The sequence below is a fragment of the Acinetobacter sp. TUM15071 genome (genome assembly GCF_008980925.1).
Classification (GTDB): Bacteria; Pseudomonadota; Gammaproteobacteria; order Pseudomonadales; family Moraxellaceae; genus Acinetobacter; species Acinetobacter dispersus.
Map to the genome: position 1 here is coordinate 97,877 of NZ_BKGB01000006.1, position 15,653 is coordinate 113,529.

The 15,653-nt window shown below is 40.8% G+C and carries 17 protein-coding genes; 11 read left to right on the forward strand and 6 right to left on the reverse strand.

What is annotated here, in order from left to right; all coding sequences use genetic code 11:
* Window positions 1-53: 53 nt before the first annotated feature.
* Window positions 54-1,325: a hypothetical protein gene (locus GBI66_RS07540; RefSeq protein ID WP_151715656.1), complete on the reverse strand. Its 1,272-nt coding sequence runs from the start codon at window positions 1,323-1,325 to the stop codon at window positions 54-56.
* Window positions 1,326-1,446: 121 nt separating this feature from the next.
* Here GBI66_RS07540 and GBI66_RS07545 point away from each other — a divergent pair, with 121 nt between their 5' ends.
* On the forward strand, window positions 1,447-2,226 hold the full coding sequence (locus GBI66_RS07545; protein ID WP_005185400.1) for a class I SAM-dependent methyltransferase: 780 nt from the start codon (window positions 1,447-1,449) through the stop codon (window positions 2,224-2,226).
* Window positions 2,227-2,244: 18 nt separating this feature from the next.
* Complete coding sequence (locus tag GBI66_RS07550) at window positions 2,245-2,814, forward strand: hypothetical protein (protein ID WP_151715657.1); 570 nt, start codon at window positions 2,245-2,247, stop codon at window positions 2,812-2,814.
* A gap of 61 nt (window positions 2,815-2,875) precedes the next feature.
* On the opposite strand, the gene GBI66_RS07555 is transcribed toward GBI66_RS07550, so the two are convergent.
* Entirely contained in the window at window positions 2,876-3,439 is a 564-nt protein-coding gene (locus tag GBI66_RS07555) for a hypothetical protein (protein ID WP_005185405.1), read from the reverse strand.
* Window positions 3,440-3,601: 162 nt separating this feature from the next.
* Between GBI66_RS07555 and GBI66_RS07560 the strand changes: the two genes are divergently transcribed.
* Window positions 3,602-4,237: a class I SAM-dependent methyltransferase gene (locus GBI66_RS07560; protein ID WP_151715658.1), complete on the forward strand. Its 636-nt coding sequence runs from the start codon at window positions 3,602-3,604 to the stop codon at window positions 4,235-4,237.
* On the opposite strand, the gene GBI66_RS07565 is transcribed toward GBI66_RS07560, so the two are convergent.
* The gene (locus GBI66_RS07565) at window positions 4,231-4,701 is read right to left on the reverse strand and encodes a Holliday junction resolvase-like protein (protein WP_151715659.1); all 471 of its coding nucleotides are present in this window, start codon (window positions 4,699-4,701) and stop codon (window positions 4,231-4,233) included. The genes GBI66_RS07560 and GBI66_RS07565 overlap by 7 nt on opposite strands.
* Before the next feature lie 130 nt (window positions 4,702-4,831).
* On the opposite strand from GBI66_RS07565, the gene GBI66_RS07570 reads away from it, so the two are divergent.
* From GBI66_RS07570 to yccS, 4 genes are all read left to right on the forward strand, one after another.
* Window positions 4,832-5,476, forward strand: coding sequence for a ParA family protein (locus GBI66_RS07570; protein WP_004657565.1), 645 nt, complete (start codon window positions 4,832-4,834; stop codon window positions 5,474-5,476).
* 123 nt (window positions 5,477-5,599) lie between these two features.
* The gene (locus tag GBI66_RS07575) at window positions 5,600-6,694 is read left to right on the forward strand and encodes an AI-2E family transporter (RefSeq protein WP_151715660.1); all 1,095 of its coding nucleotides are present in this window, start codon (window positions 5,600-5,602) and stop codon (window positions 6,692-6,694) included.
* Window positions 6,695-6,802: 108 nt separating this feature from the next.
* Window positions 6,803-7,384 carry a superoxide dismutase family protein gene (sodC, locus tag GBI66_RS07580; RefSeq protein WP_151715661.1) on the forward strand — a complete coding sequence of 194 codons (582 nt, stop codon included), beginning with the start codon at window positions 6,803-6,805 and terminating at the stop codon, window positions 7,382-7,384.
* A 240-nt stretch (window positions 7,385-7,624) separates the two neighbouring features.
* Entirely contained in the window at window positions 7,625-9,781 is a 2,157-nt protein-coding gene (yccS, locus tag GBI66_RS07585) for a YccS family putative transporter (protein ID WP_151715662.1), read from the forward strand.
* Between the two features lie 17 nt (window positions 9,782-9,798).
* On the opposite strand, the gene GBI66_RS07590 is transcribed toward yccS, so the two are convergent.
* Entirely contained in the window at window positions 9,799-11,034 is a 1,236-nt protein-coding gene (locus tag GBI66_RS07590) for an MFS transporter (RefSeq protein WP_373885781.1), read from the reverse strand.
* 361 nt (window positions 11,035-11,395) lie between these two features.
* Window positions 11,396-11,767 carry a hypothetical protein gene (locus tag GBI66_RS07595; protein WP_151715663.1) on the reverse strand — a complete coding sequence of 124 codons (372 nt, stop codon included), beginning with the start codon at window positions 11,765-11,767 and terminating at the stop codon, window positions 11,396-11,398.
* Window positions 11,768-11,947: 180 nt separating this feature from the next.
* Here GBI66_RS07595 and GBI66_RS07600 point away from each other — a divergent pair, with 180 nt between their 5' ends.
* The 3 genes from GBI66_RS07600 to GBI66_RS07610 all read left to right on the forward strand — a co-directional run bounded on the left by GBI66_RS07600 (window position 11,948) and on the right by GBI66_RS07610 (window position 13,854).
* The gene (locus GBI66_RS07600) at window positions 11,948-12,823 is read left to right on the forward strand and encodes a DUF4349 domain-containing protein (protein ID WP_151715664.1); all 876 of its coding nucleotides are present in this window, start codon (window positions 11,948-11,950) and stop codon (window positions 12,821-12,823) included.
* 112 nt (window positions 12,824-12,935) lie between these two features.
* The gene (locus GBI66_RS07605; protein ID WP_004804006.1) at window positions 12,936-13,526 is read left to right on the forward strand and encodes an NAD(P)H-dependent oxidoreductase; all 591 of its coding nucleotides are present in this window, start codon (window positions 12,936-12,938) and stop codon (window positions 13,524-13,526) included.
* Between the two features lie 13 nt (window positions 13,527-13,539).
* Window positions 13,540-13,854: a putative quinol monooxygenase gene (locus tag GBI66_RS07610; protein WP_004804005.1), complete on the forward strand. Its 315-nt coding sequence runs from the start codon at window positions 13,540-13,542 to the stop codon at window positions 13,852-13,854.
* A gap of 86 nt (window positions 13,855-13,940) precedes the next feature.
* Here the strand turns inward: GBI66_RS07610 and GBI66_RS07615 are convergent, their stop codons facing one another.
* Window positions 13,941-14,705 carry a DNA polymerase beta superfamily protein gene (locus tag GBI66_RS07615; RefSeq protein WP_151715665.1) on the reverse strand — a complete coding sequence of 255 codons (765 nt, stop codon included), beginning with the start codon at window positions 14,703-14,705 and terminating at the stop codon, window positions 13,941-13,943.
* Window positions 14,706-14,841: 136 nt separating this feature from the next.
* On the opposite strand from GBI66_RS07615, the gene GBI66_RS07620 reads away from it, so the two are divergent.
* Window positions 14,842-15,630, forward strand: a complete 789-nt coding sequence (locus GBI66_RS07620; protein WP_151715666.1) for a xanthine permease — start codon at window positions 14,842-14,844, stop codon at window positions 15,628-15,630.
* Window positions 15,631-15,653 lie beyond the last annotated feature (23 nt).

Genomic DNA, 15,653 nt, shown 5'->3' on the forward strand with positions numbered 1-15,653 from the left:
TAAAAAAAGCCCTTTGAACATTCAAAGGGCTTTTTTTATTGTCATTGCAAGGTTCAGCAAAGTTGTAGCTTGGTTTGCTCGTCCGCATTATTCTCAATGAACTGAGTAAAGCCAGATGCATCACAACTCAAAGTCAGTTGCTTATAACTCAGACTATAAAAATCTGCATAGTGTTTAAATACCAATGGAGATTGATCAAGTGCAAAGGGCTCCCCCTCTTTGACCAATTTATGAATTCCACGATCATTCATACTCAATAAATAGTATTCATCATTCAATCTGAGCTTCACCAAACTATTGGCAGTCAGGTTTAATGGCAATAGATAAGCTGGATTGGCTGCAATAATCTCAGCGCTATAGCAATCTAATTTCAAGCTTGCCAAATTAAAGACCAAAAACTGATTCTGCACATTCACCACATTGGCAGCTTGTGTCTCGGTATGTTGTGCAAAATTCAGATGTACACCCAGCTTATGTAAATTCTGTTCAGTACCTTGTTTTAGATTAAACAGTTGCTGTACCAGTTTTTGTTTGAGCGCAGCATCAAAATAGCGCTCATCTAAGGCAATGTCGTTCTGTTGCAGTATTTTTAATAAAGCCTGATTATGGCGCGGCAACAAAGCATCCAACACATGACGATAATAGAATTTGCTTTGCTTCTTAACTTCTCGAACCCGCTTATAGAAATAAGTGATTTCAAATGGTTTAACCACAAAATCATTCAACAACTGAGAACTGGCTAAAACAGAAAGCGCTTCATGGCCTGTAAATGGCAAATGAATCACATGCATTTTAGGCAATAAAGGTTGGATCTTTAAGAAGTGTTCTTTGTCTTCTGCATAGTACGGATCATAGACAATGATGTACTCACGCGATGAATCGACTTCATCTGCCTGAATCTGCATGTCTTGATGGATAGACGCATCAAAAAACTCAGCATAACGGCGATCCTGTACCACATCAGGGTCGATTGAATACTGTGGTACAAAAGCCACAATTTTTTGCATATTCAATAAATTTGAATACTTGATTGCAGCATAGCCGCCCATAGAGCCGCCATAACCAACAATGCCTTTGAATTGCTGCAAAATTGGCTGAATCTGCTGCTGCATATCTAGCATGCTGCTTTTAGGAAACCATGATTTCTGCTTCGGCATAATGCCGATCACATTGTATTGATATTTTATTAAGGATTTTTCAGCATTAATTGACATGCCTTTCGCACGACTAATCAAGTCGCCAAACGAAATCACTAAAGTGTCACTTGAACCTTTTAAAAAAATAACGCGAATGTGCTCATCTTCAAATATTATTTGCTTATCCATGCTCACACTGAAAAGTTGATCCTAGGTCTGTAGCAAAAAGTCACCAAATGGTGGCTTTGCCAAACCATAATTGCGGAGTATCTTATTTTATAGAGATAAGACAGATTAAAAAGCGCAAAAAATGACACAATCCTTACATCCTGCTGCTCAAAAAGGCTTTAGTTTAGGGGCTGAACTGTACCAACAGGTTCGCCCCAGTTACCCGCAAGAAATAGCGGTTTGGCTGCAAGATCGGCTCCAAATAGATGAAAGTTCCACTGTTGTTGACCTCGGTGCTGGGACTGGCAAATTCTTACCCTACCTTATTCAAACACAGGCAAAGGTGATCGCGGTTGAGCCTGTCACTGAAATGTTACAGCAGCTTCAACAAGCTTATCCGACAGTCGATTGCCAGCAAGCATTCAGTAGCGAACTGCCATTCGCGGATGCGTCAATTGATGCCATTCTCTGTGCTCAATCGTTCCACTGGTTTGCCAATATCGAAACGCTCAGTGAAATGCATCGGATACTTAAGCCATCAGGTCATCTAGGGCTGATCTGGAATCAGCGGGATACCAATGTTGATTGGGTTAAAGCCTTGGCTGATGAAATTGCACCGTTAGAAGGTGATACCCCTCGTTATCATAGTGAACAATGGAAACAGGTGTTTGAAGGACAATCCTTATTTAAACTGGATGGATTAACCACCTTTCAACAGGCGCATCAGGGCACTGTCGAACAAGTGGTGAGTAAACGCTTGCTGTCCACCAGTTTTATTGCCGCGATGCCATCAGCAGAGCAACAACAGCTAAAAGCAAAGTTTGAACAAATTGTATTTGATTTTACAGGCTTAACTGCGCAAGATCAGATTAGCTTCCCCTATACCACTTTTGCATACCATTTCCAGAAAATATCAAATTAATCTTGAACGAGTTGAGCTATGCCTAATCTTAAAATCACATTTGCCATTACCTGTGTACTCAGTTCAGCACTTATGCTCAGTGCGTGTAATAAAGATAAAGAGCCTTCTGCCAATAAAGAGCAGCAAAGCAGTTCTAGCAATGACGCGATTGGCCAGCTCAATCAAACGCCGATCAAGCAGTTCCCTGCCACAGCTGATGATGGTCATGATATTGCGATTCTTGAAGATTATGACAATCGCTTTACTGACATGAGCGATAGCATGGAAATTGAATTGGCCAAAATGAAAGAAGCCAACACGTTAACGCCTGAATTAGAACAGCAACGCCAAAAGGACAATGTAAAATCTGCACTTGCTATGCTGAAAGATTTGGAACTCAAAACTGAACAAGGGCGTTATATCCAAGGCTTGCTCTATGACTATTGGGAACAACAAGCCAAAGTTTTAGAACAAGGAAATGCATCGAATCAGTCCCAAACGGACACAAACAAACAAGTCAATCATCTGAATGAATATCTACATGCCCAAAGCCAGTTACATCACTGGAAAAGTGCACAAGCACCTGAAACCAAAATGCAGGCTGAATAATTCATAGCTATAAAAAAAGAGGGTTCCTGCCCCTCTTTTTTTATTTAGATATGGTATTTCATTAAATATTCTGTTTTTCAATCCACTGAATCGAACTCACACGAAATAATTCACATGCACCATCGCCGACCCCACCTGGGGTTAAAGAAGATTTCCATACCAAGTCCTTATCACGAATCTCGACTAGTTCACCTTTGAGTTGAACCAAATCCCCACGCTTCACCTGTTTAATCTGTTTGGCAATTTCTGGATTGGCTGGAATAATGTGCATATTCGATACCATTTTGATTGCCTGATCAGGTGGAACAGGTAATGTTTTCATTTTCCAGTTTAGGTAACGGTCATACTGTTGAACATCAATCGTCCGCGCAATCTGAGGGTCAGCAAAAAGTCCTAGACTGACCGCATAATCAATCGGAGAAAATTTAGCTTGCTCATCGTCGTGATAGACTTTTGAGCCAAGAATACGAAAATTACCATCAAAAGGTTTTAATACCGAAATCGATTGATATTCCACAACAGGTGCTAAACCATTGGCAATATTATATTCTGCCTGACTGGTTGATGCATGTGTTTGCCCAATTGCAGCCACCATGCATAAACTCATCCATAGACGTTTTTTCATGGCTCGATTATCCTCGATAAATATTAGAAAAGCCTTTCTCTTGATAGTATGCTGAGATGGTGAAAAAAAGTGCTTTTTTTGGTAACAGTCAAATTCATTTTAGTCATATTTTTGTGCTGTTAGTGACGTATCCTCTTTATTAAAACCAACGAATGGATCTCTATGATTTACCAATTTTACCAACGTCATATCTTTCCTCATTTGCTCAATCAGGTCATGCAAACTGCCAGCTTGATGGATCGACGTCGTGAATTACTGCTCCCACTCGAAGGTGAAGTGCTAGAAATTGGTTTTGGTACAGGGCTCAATATTCCGTTTTATGGCAATGTCGATTCGCTGTATGCCTTAGAACCCAATCCTGATATTTATCAGTTGGCCGTTGATCGTGTGCAACATGCTCCCTTTTACGTGAAACATGTACAGTCGAGTGCAGAAAAACTCCCCTTTGCAGATGCCTCTTTAGATCATATTGTGTCGACATGGACCTTATGCAGTATTGCGCACTTAGAGCAAGCACTGGCTGAAATTCATCGGGTACTCAAACCAACAGGGACCTTCCATCTAGTCGAGCATGTCAAACATCCAAACTCAGCAAAAATACAATCTTTGCAAACACTGCTGACCCCAATTCAAAAACGTATTGCCGATGGTTGTCATCTAAATCGAGACATTGAACGCCAGCTCTTGCAAGCCAAATTTAAATTCATCGAAAAAGAATATTTTGATGCAGAAGGAATCCCATCTGTGGCACAAACAATGCTGTTGGCGCGCGTACAAAAATTAGAAGCGCCTCATTGACCTTCAAAATCAATGCGCAAGGTTTCAAATCGGATACGCCCTTCTGCGACCGCTTGAGCAATCGCCTGCTGTCCTTTGCTTAAGCGTGCACCACCACTTTTAATATCCAGTAGAATTACCTCAATATCTTCGGCTGTTCCATCGCCATCTCTAAAGTCGGTATAACCATCAAAAACGACATAATCGACCGGATCACCCAAAAACTTGGCATCGCTGGGTAAATAACGAAATTCAGGCAAGATTGGAGCAAACTGCTCGGCCATTTTGCCTTTTAATACCGCACGACTGGTATTGACACTACGCTTCTGCGCATCAAGCAAAGCCTGCTTATGTTCTAACTCTAGTTCAGCGATATATTTTTCATACTCAGCCTGAATCCGACCATTACGGGTGCTGGATAAAATAATCGTCGTAAGCACGACACCAATACAGCCACCAATCAGCATCGCAAGCCAAACCGACATAGCAATTTTCCTTTTCTTGAATGCAGCTATTTAACTGCAACATTAAACTTTTGTCATGTGTAACACACTTGACCGAAAAAGATGCTAAGGTATAAACGAATACGAGAGTGTAGTTAATAAATCTAATTTCATGAAAACCATATTAATCGCAAATCAAAAAGGTGGCTGTGGCAAGACCATGACAGCTATTACACTGGCTGCAGCACTATCTCAAAAAGGATATAAGGTTGCGCTGGCTGACGCTGACAACCAAAAATCGTCTCTGCAATGGCTCAAGCAACGTCCTGAAACCGTCACAGGTATTCAGAGTCTGGATTGGCGACATGAAAAATCAATTGGTGAAGCACCCAAGAATTTAGATTATTTAATTATCGATGCGCCTGGTGCACTTTCAGGTGAACATGCAGAGCAACTGGTCAGCGAAGCGCATGCCATCGTGACACCGTTGCAACCATCGTTCTTTGATATCGACAGTACCCGTCGCTTCTTAAAACATTTACAAGACATTAAGCGTATTCGTAAAGGCAAAGTGCAAATCCTATTGATTGCCAATCGTGTCAAACCGAACAGTGCCAGCTCCAAAGATATTCAGGATTTCTTTAGCAAAATTGAGCAAGATCCTGTGGCATGGATTTCAGAACGAAGCGCCTACGGTACATTGGCAATGCAAGGACTGAGTGTGTTTGATAAAACCCAGAAAAACTTTGTCAGCATCCAAAGCCAATGGCAGCCTGTTTTAAATCAATTGGTCGATGATCCGAGCGAGTGGTTTTAAGGCTTTGCAAAGAAACGTAATCTTTTGATATCAAATCCTAAAATAGGGAAATGAAAATTTCCCTTGCCTACTTTTTCAGTTAAGATGGTTTTATTCAATTTCTAGCACTAGAGAAATACTATCGTGCAACAATACGCTCCCATATTACAACGCGTTTTGCTGTTTGGACTGTTCTTTGTCCTGCTCTTTTTGGGATTCAGTATTCTCAAATACTTTATTGTCCCTGTCCTTTGGGCCGCAATTATTGCCTATATGACTTGGCCCTTATATCTATGGGTACAGCGTCGTTTCTTTGGTGAAAACCGACCTACATTGAATGCCACCCTGATGATTAGCTTGGTCATTATTGTGATTGGTGTGCCATTTATCTGTGCAATCTTTATGTTGCAACTTGAAGGTCGTAATTTATATTTTAATTTACAGCGACAATTATTTTCAGGTCATGTTCAAGTTCCTGAATTTATCAAAAATCTACCGATTATTGGCAAAGACATCAGTCGCACTGTCAATGAACTGAGTAGTGATCCGAACAGTATTACCAAGAATATTGCCGAATGGATTCAAAGCCATCTGAGTTATGGCCGTTTTGTACTCAGTGAAATTAGCCGTAACTTGGTCAAACTCACATTTGCACTAATGACTTTGTTCTTTTTCTACCGTGATGGGCAAATGATTTTGGCACAAGTGAGTCGTGCCTTGGAAATGGTGATTGGTCCGCGTGTCCATCATTATTTAGACACCATTTCAGAAACAACCCGTGCCGTGGTTTACGGTGTAGGCTTAACCGCAGTTGCACAAGCCTTATTAGCGGGTCTCAGCTATTTTGTTGCAGGTGTGCCAAATCCAATGCTGTTGACCATGGTCACCTTTATCTTGGCACTGATTCCTTTTGGAACACCAGTTTCATATCTTGGGGTTGGTCTGTGGTTATTTGCACAAGGACAAACCATGGAAGCCATTGGCGTTGTGGTTTGGGGTGTACTCATCGTGAGTAGCTCGGATAATGTCATTCGACCACTGGTGATTTCAGGCGCGACCCAAATTCCATTCATTTTGATTATGTTCGGGGTATTAGGGGGTATTGCTAGCTTTGGTCTGGTCGGCCTATTCATTGGCCCAGTGATTTTAGCCATCTTGTTGGCAATTTGGCGTGAATGGCTGCATGAAAACGTCGATGAGCCTGTTGCGGCTTTGGAAGCTCCTCCCGGAACTAAGTAGGTTTGTTTTGTTTAATTTTTTGTCATGAATTGATTAATGTTGCTTGCGAGATATCGCTTACTTTGTTTGAATCGTCAAATAAAGATAATTTATAAGGATATCTTCGCAATGACTTCAATGCTTCAAAAAATTTCTCTATTAGGCTGTCTGAGTTTAAGTATCGCAGCCTGTTCTTCAGTTTCTTTAGATAACAATGCGGCTAAAATCCAGACTCAAGCCAGCAAAAGTGATCAAAAGCAATTGATCCAAGTCTACCAAGTCGATGCCAATGGTATTGGTGCTTCAATCGGAACTGTTGCTTTTCAACAAACACCTAAAGGTTTATTAATCACCCCTGCACTTTGGAAGCTTTCTCCTGGCGAACATGGTTTCCACATCCATGAGAACCCATCCTGTGAAGCGGCTCTAAAAGATGGAAAAATGGGCGCAGCCTTGGCAGCAGGCAGTCACTTAAATCCTGAAAAAGTCGCGCATCATGGTACGCCTGAAACAGGCCACTTAGGTGATTTACCCGTATTGGTGGTGAATGAAAAAGGCTTTGCAACCACACCTGTGATTGCGCCACGTTTAAAACTGGCTGATATTCAAAATCGTGCGATCATGATCCATGTTGGTGGAGACAATTATTCGGATACACCTAAGCCATTAGGCGGTGGTGGTGACCGTATTGCATGTGGTGTGATTAAGTAATCTAAATACTGTGGGTATCTTCCGAGTTATCCACAGTTGCTCTGCTTTTAGCCATTTTTACGTATTCTTTAATTTCATCATAAAAAAATACAACTGAGCATGAATTTTGCATCTTATCTATTATTTGAAAGATCAAGCAAATATTTATGCTAAAAAATAGTGCCGCTTGTTGGCTAACATGCTTTCCTTTGGGAAATTTATTTGTATGATGAATCCAGAACATATTAAAGAATAAGAATCGTGAAAAATTTATCCGTCCTGTTCAATCGCTTTCGCTCCAACTCGATTCTTCTTTATTGTCTACAAATTTTGATCGTACTGTGCGGGACCACATTAGGTTTATATCAACTTGGTCTTGGGCAACTGATTGTTCCTGTCACCTTAGGGGCAATTGCGACCGCACTGACCGACTTTGATGATCGTCTCAGTATCCGTTTACGCAATCTGATCTATGTCTGCGTGCTGTTCTTTACAGTCAGTACCATTCTAGAGTTTCTCGCCCCCTATAAATTTTGGTTCATTGTCTATCTCAGTCTCTCGAGTGCAGCGTTGGTCATGATGGGTGCGCTTGGGCAACGCTATGCCACCATTTCCTTCGGTACGATTTTACTTTCGATCTATACCATGTTTGGTTTAGGAGAATATTCAGATTGGTATCAGCAACCGAGTTATTTTGTATTGGGTGCTCTGTGGTACGGACTGACCTCGATCTTATTTTTTGTTATTCGCCCAACCTTGCCTTTACAAGAAAAGATCTCCACTATTTTTCAGGATCTTGCTGAATTACTTCAAGCCAAATCACGTTTATTCGACCCAGATAATATTGATAATGTCGAAACACTGCTATTCGAACTTTCTCACAAAAATAGCCAAGTGGTCAGTAGTCTGAATCAAGCCAAAAACTCCTTACTTACGCGCTTAAAAGCGTCCCGGGTTAACAACACCAGTATTTATTGGCTGAACTTATATTATTTCGCCCAAGACATGCATGAACAGGTCACGTCCAGTTATCTGCATTATGAAAAAATTCATCAAAATTTTAGCCGCAGTGATTTAATTTTCCGTATTCAAAAAAATATGCAGCTTCAAGCCTTGGCGTGTCATGATTTAAGCCAAGCAATCTTACATCATCAAAGCTATCAGCCCCGTGAATCTGCCAGTAAGGCACTAGAAAATCTCGAATTGTCGATGCGTGATTGGGTGCAACAACATCCCCATAATCTTGAAGTTAAAAATCTGGAATTGATTCTCAATAATTTAAAAAGTGTGCACGAGCAGTTTGCTCAACTGCAACTCAATCAAAATATTGAGCAGCTTTCACCGCAGCAACATCAAGATCAAGATCATTTGAACTTACTCGATAATGATATTCAGGGTGTGCAGGACCTGATGTTAAAAATCAAACAGCAACTCAGTCCGCAATCCGCGCTGTTCCGTCACGCCATCCGTTTGGCTGTGATCTTTGCGGTTGGTTATGCCATTTCCTTATTACCTTTTGCCCAAAATGGCTACTGGATTTTACTCACCAGTTTATTTGTTTGCCAAATTACTTATTTTGCCACCAAGAGCCGACTTAAACTGAGAACCATTGGCACTCTACTCGGAGTATTGCTAGGTATCCCCATTCTTTATTTTGTGCCCAGTATTGAAGGTCAATTAGTATTAACCGTCATCTGTGGGGTCTCATTTTTCTATTTAAGACAAAAGAAATATGCACTTGCCACGGTCATGGCCACCTTGATGGTGTTATTGATTTTTAATTTAAAAGGTGCAGGTTTTAGTATTATTCTGCCACGCATTATTGACACTTTTATTGGCTGTGCGATTGCATGGCTTGCGGTCAATTTCATTTGGCCCGATTGGAATTTTCGCAATATCTCCAGCAACATCAAGAAAAATAATCAAACCACCTTCGATTATTTTCATGTGGTGGTACAGCAGTATCACCAAGGACGTGAACTCGATCTGGAATACCGAACCACTCGACGTGCCGCACACAATGCCCAGATCGAGCTGTCAAATATGATTTCAAGTCTGAGTACCGAACCCCAGCCTAACCAAGAACTCATTCAACATGCCTTTCGCTATTTGGTCTATAGCCATAGCCAACTCAGCTATGTCTCGGCCTTAGGACATCAACGGGAAAAAATTGAAGATCAGGCGTTGTTAGAACTACTGGATAAAATTGAGAATGTGCTCAAGCAAAGTCTGATCGAACAAGCCGCTATTTCGCAACACCAAGTAGAACGGTTGCTCGAACAGATAGAAGCATTAAATCAACAGCATCAGGTCTCTGCAAAGCACCCGTTGCTGTTAAAACAAATGAGTCTGTTACTCGAGACCTTACCTGAGTTAGTCCTATTAAAAAATAAACTGCTCGCCTTAGAAATCAAGTGAGCAGTCGATGGGGATAATTAATTCAACCCGTCTTGCTGACGTGCCAGCATATGCTGTTTCAAGGCATGGCGTGGTGAACTAAACCAGAATAAAATCAAGACCAGACTGGCTAAAGCAAAGGCCCAAATATGGAAATGCGTATACAGCACACGAACCAATTCAATCACGACAAAATAACTGATCATCATCAACATCGAGACCGCGGCTGCGACTGTTCCTTTTGAGACTTCTGAAGACATCAGTGCAAAACGGTACATCACCGAGAAGCTAATCCCCTCACCCAAACTGATTAAGGTCATACCAATCAATAAACAAGGTACCAAATAGCTTTGCCAAATGACACCGAGCAGCAAGAATGCAGTACCCAATAACATGATCGGCAAACCAAGCAGAATGGTTTTACCTAGCGGGAAACGATCAATAATCTTGATCAGGATGATATTGCCTGCAATTAAGCCAAAGAACACAGGAAACTGCGCCAAGCCATATTGCACACTGCTCAATTTCAGCTCATCAACTAAAATGATTGGTGATAAAGCAATCCATAGCATCAACGGCATACCCACCATCGGTAAGGCGATGCTTAAACCCAAGAAGCGACGGTTGCTCAATACCTTTTTAAAGTCATCAAAGATATAACTAAAAGGCTGTTTTGGTTGTTTACGGCTTTCTTGGGTCGCAGGCATAAATTTCTTTAAGCCAAACCAACTGATAAAAGACACCGCAGCAATGGCGATGAAACCCCAATGCCATGACACATAATCAATCAGGAATGCCCCCAATACAGGGCCTAGTAAAGGCGCCAATAGAGAAATATTCGCCATTAGTGCCATGACTTTGATCGCATCACGCTCTTCAAAGGTTTCTTGAATGGCTGCATAACCGACCGCAGAAATGACGCTCAGCCCCATACCCTGCAAGAAACGCAACGTTAGGAATTGTTCAATATTGTGGGTCAATAAAATCAGCAAACAACACAGCGTAAAAAATGCCACACCAGCCAAGAGCACTTTTTTACGCCCGAGGCGATCCGAAAGTGGTCCTAATAGCCATGCGACACTGGCACCACCCAACAAATAAAATGACATTGACGACGGTGCCCACGTTGCACTGACCGCAAATTGTTCTGTAATCGACAACATCGCAGGTTGAATCAAGTCATTACCGATATAAACTGAAAATTCGAATAGCACTAAAGCTAAAGGAAACATGAGCGTTATACGGTTTAACGTCATGTTCTGATTATTCGTCATCATGTTTTATTCACAAAAATAACCAACTCGTGTACGTCCCATTTTTCAAAACGAAAAAGGGATCATCACCACAAGATTTTATGGCTTAGATTTAAATTAAATTTTGATTTCATGCTGTGAGAAAGCATGTGATAAATGTGAAAACACCGTATTCACTAGGTGTATATAAGAAAAACAATTTATTTACGTGAGATTGGTAAATGTTTTACCGTTTGGCTAAATTGCCACGCGCAACTGTAGCACTATTTCAAAATGACCGCAATTTAAACAACCGATAACGAGGATTCAGCAATGTGCATAACCGAAAAGTTATCCACATCTTTGCTGATATTTCATACACCGCTCTAAATAGAAGCCGTACTTATGGACAAAGATCAAACTGGAAGGTCTCGGTATTCTCTCCTCTGGCACATTGATAGCTTTGCTTTTTATTCACCACTTTCCAAACATCTTGATTTCGTTTCAATTGATATTCTGTCCGTACCGCGATCACAGAGTCATCTAATTGTGCTTGCTCAACCGTAACCTGTGCATCGGTTGGATTCTCGGCACTATTGAATTGCTGATCTATTTTTAAATTGCTGTCTGCATGAAATAGATCGGGCTGATCCGATAAGATTGCATGCATCACCGTACTCTTTTGCACGGCTGCTTGTTGCTGCGATGGTGCTGTTGGTTGATTACATGCTGTGAGGAATAAAGCAGCCCCCAAGGTCATCGCAATTTTATGCATTTTGTACCCATCCAATCCATTTAGCTCATTTATGCTACTATGCAAAATTAAATTGCCACGCAACAAAATGTATGTGGCGTGCATTAAATTTGTTGTCATCATTCAAGATGATGATCATAACAAATGATTAAAAAAACACAGTTTATAACATCAAAATCACCATACTTTGGACATGCCGATATGTCAGATTTAGCAAAGAAATTAACGATTATTTTAATCCTTGGGAGCACCGCCTTAGGCTGCTCGAAAAAAGAAGAAGGCCATGCTGGTGAAGCCGCTATGGCAACTGAAACTGCTGCGGCAGACAGTCAAGCTGTTCAAGAAAATGCCGCTCAAAATCCAGAACAACTGGTTAGCAACCAACAGAGTGCTTTAGAGCAAAATCGTCAATTGGTCAAAAGCGCACAATTGCAATTTGAAGTGAAAGACGTGTTAAAAACCACATCAGCACTAGAACAGCAGTTATTGCAATACAATGGTTATATCGAAGAAAAACAGATTAATTATCAAGTCAGTGACCGATCTGAGCGTGACCGTATTGATGGCAGTGTCGATATTTATGAAAAGATCACCCCCACTGTCCAGCTCACAGTACGTATTCCAAATGCGCAGGTGACCAGCTTCTTAAACAATTTATTGCCACTCATGCTGAACTTTAATACCCAGAGTTATGAAGCTAAGCGTTATGAATTAAAATTGCTCGAAGAAAAACTGAATACTGCCAATCAAAGTAACAGTGGATCAAATGCGGTGAACAATCAACTACAGCAACTGACCAATTTAGAAGTTAAAGACCGCTTGGCTTATAGCACCATTCGACTGGAATTCTTCCAGCAGTCACAAGTGCGTAAAACGCATGATCTCAATATCAATCGTATTGCCACCTTAGACAGTGATCCTTTATTCAGTCGGATTTGGGAAGCGATTAAAGTGGGCTTGTACGGCTTTAGAGAAACCATCATTTGGCTCGTGATGCTGTGGCCGCTATATGTAGCGATTGCGATTTTATGGGGCATCCGTCGTTGGTATAAAGCTAAAAAATCCAAAGCTGAATAATTTAATTATTGATTTTTGATCAATAGTATTTTGCTCATTTATGCATTTTTACTCATGAATAGATTTTCTAAAATGCTTTCCAGTTTTTAGAGATTTATTTTTGAGTAATCACATGAGCAATATTTTAATTATTAATGGCGCCAAACAATTTGAACATTCGAATGGTGAGTTGAACGACACCCTGACCGAGTTTTCTCAAGCACATCTAAGCACCTTAGGTCACCAAGTACAAGTTACCCGTACCGACAGTGACTATGACATTCAGGCCGAGATTGCCAAATATCTATGGGCAGATGTGGTGATTTACCAAATGCCAGGCTGGTGGATGGGTGCACCATGGACCATGAAAAAATACATCGATGATATCTTCACCATCGGACATGGCTCGCTTTATGCCAGTGATGGTCGTAGTCGTTCAGATGCATCTAAAAAATATGGTTCAGGTGGTTTAATTCAAGGTAAAAAATACATGTTGTCTTTGACATGGAACGCACCGATGGAAGCCTTTACCGATCCAGATCAGTTCTTCCACGGTGTGGGTGTGGATGGTGTTTATTTACCTTTCCATAAAGCCAATCAATTCTTGGGTATGGACTCACTACCGACTTTTATCGTGAATGATGTGATCAAGGCGCCAAACGTACCAAGTTATATCGAAGCGTATAAAGCGCATTTAGACCAGCTTTTTGCAGCAAGCCATTAAGTGAGAAAATAATATGCTAACCATTATTGCTGAAATTTATACACATGCAGGTGCTGAACATCGCCAAGCCGTTTTAGATGCATTTGAAAAAATCATTCCAACAGTACTGGCAGAAGATGGTTGTCATGGCTATGAGCCTTTGATTGATCATCTTCCTGCGATTGAGATGCAGGCAACGAATGAGAATACCATTGTCATGTTAGAGAAATGGCAGAGTACTGCTCATTTAGAAGCCCATATGCAAACTGCCCATATGCAGCAGCATTTTGAAGCGACCAAAGACCATGTTGCCGATGTAAAAATCCGTATTCTAAACAGCGGGATTTAACAGATAACCCCATACATCTGAGTCCGACAAAAGATAAAATCATTGTATCTTTAAGTCGAACTCAGCTGATAAGTAAACGTATTGTTCTACTGATAGTAATGCTGTTTTAAATGACGGCTATAATCGGTTAAATAGGCTTCCAAACTGGCACGACGATCTGCCTTCGGCATCGACTTTGCTGCCAGTTGCTCTATCTTGCTTTGCAACAGTTGAAGAATCGCAGCTTGTTCCGCTTGGGGTAGCTGTGCTTTTTCTTGCTGCTGCTTTTTAATTTCCAGATAGTCTTCTGCCCAATGCCGTAATGGATCATTTACATCCACTTGCGCAAACAAATCGGTAATCAATAATTCAGGCATCTGCTCTTGGGTTGCCAATTCTGCTGACATCAAGCCACGAATCGAATAAAACACTTTTTTATAGGTAAAGTTATCTGCGGTTTGCATCACTTTCATGCCACCATTCGCCAATGATAAATAGTGGTGATACAACGCACTATAGTCGATTCGCTCAAGTAAGCCATCACGAAAGACCTGCCATTCTGGAAAGGCATTAAAATACACAATATGTGCTCTGACCCACTCTAAAACAGTAGGATTACTTTTTGCCAATAACCCAAACATTTTATCGAGGTCATAAGAAACGAAGTCAAAATCGCCATCCATGATCTCGATCAGGTCACGATGCTTTTTATAATCAAAATATTGGTCTTTACTCGGTAGGTGAAAACCGCGTACATCGTAGTCACTATCAGGACTGGCCATGCCCCATAAACGGCTGCCACTTTCAATATAAAATAATGGGATATCTTGGCGTTGTTGAAATAGTTTTTCGATTTCGTGATGGATATTCATTGCGATGACTTCATTATTTAAAAATTTATACTTGTGAGAAACAATACTATTTTTTACCGTACTCATTAATTTGATTTTAAAAAAATTATCGTTTGATAAAATCAATCTCTATTCAATATAACAAATAGGATCATGCATGCAACTGACTTATGCGGGACAGGTTTTCTTGGTGGTGGTTGCGATCTTGTGTGTCTGGTCTTTTGTGCTGACAAAGTTTTGGCTAAAACGTTTAGCCAAGAATCGTGACAGCAGTAAGTTTGAATTTGCTTATTTATTTGTTGTGGTGTTTAGCATCAGTTCTTTATTTTTTCCTTTTACTTATTGGGTGTCGCAAGCTGTATATGGTTTAGCAACCAAACCGAGCTACGATGCAACCATCGTGAGCTATACCTCTGAATGGGTCGATACCGAACGTACGGATTCCAACGGGCGTAAATATAAAACCCAAACTTTAATGCATACGGCTCAAGTTCAATTCAAAGATGCTCAAAACAGAACATTGGTCTTGGATAATTCAGTCCGTTCAGGTGATGTGCCTGTAGTCGGAGATCATATTCAAGTCGTTTATGAGGCAGGTGATCATTCCGCACAAGAAAAGAGCTGGCGCACAGGTCTGCTGTTTGCCGCTACCCTATTTATGTTGTTTATTATGGGCTATATCTTGGTCATGATTATTGCCTATGCTTTGAATCGAAACATGGATCCTTATAAAGCCTTTGCTAACTTTTTAATTTTTAGAATTACCCTTCCACTCGGCACAATGACGATGTTTGGGATGCTGTCTTATTCGGTTTTTGCTTATTTCTTTTTGGGCAATCCACAGAATATACCTGTCTGGGCCGTTGCGATTTGCAGCTTCTTTTCGCTCTGTCTTTTACCGCTGATTTATCATATTTTGACAGGTTGGAAAGCGTACAAGAAATAAAAAAAGCGAAGATCGTCCAAATA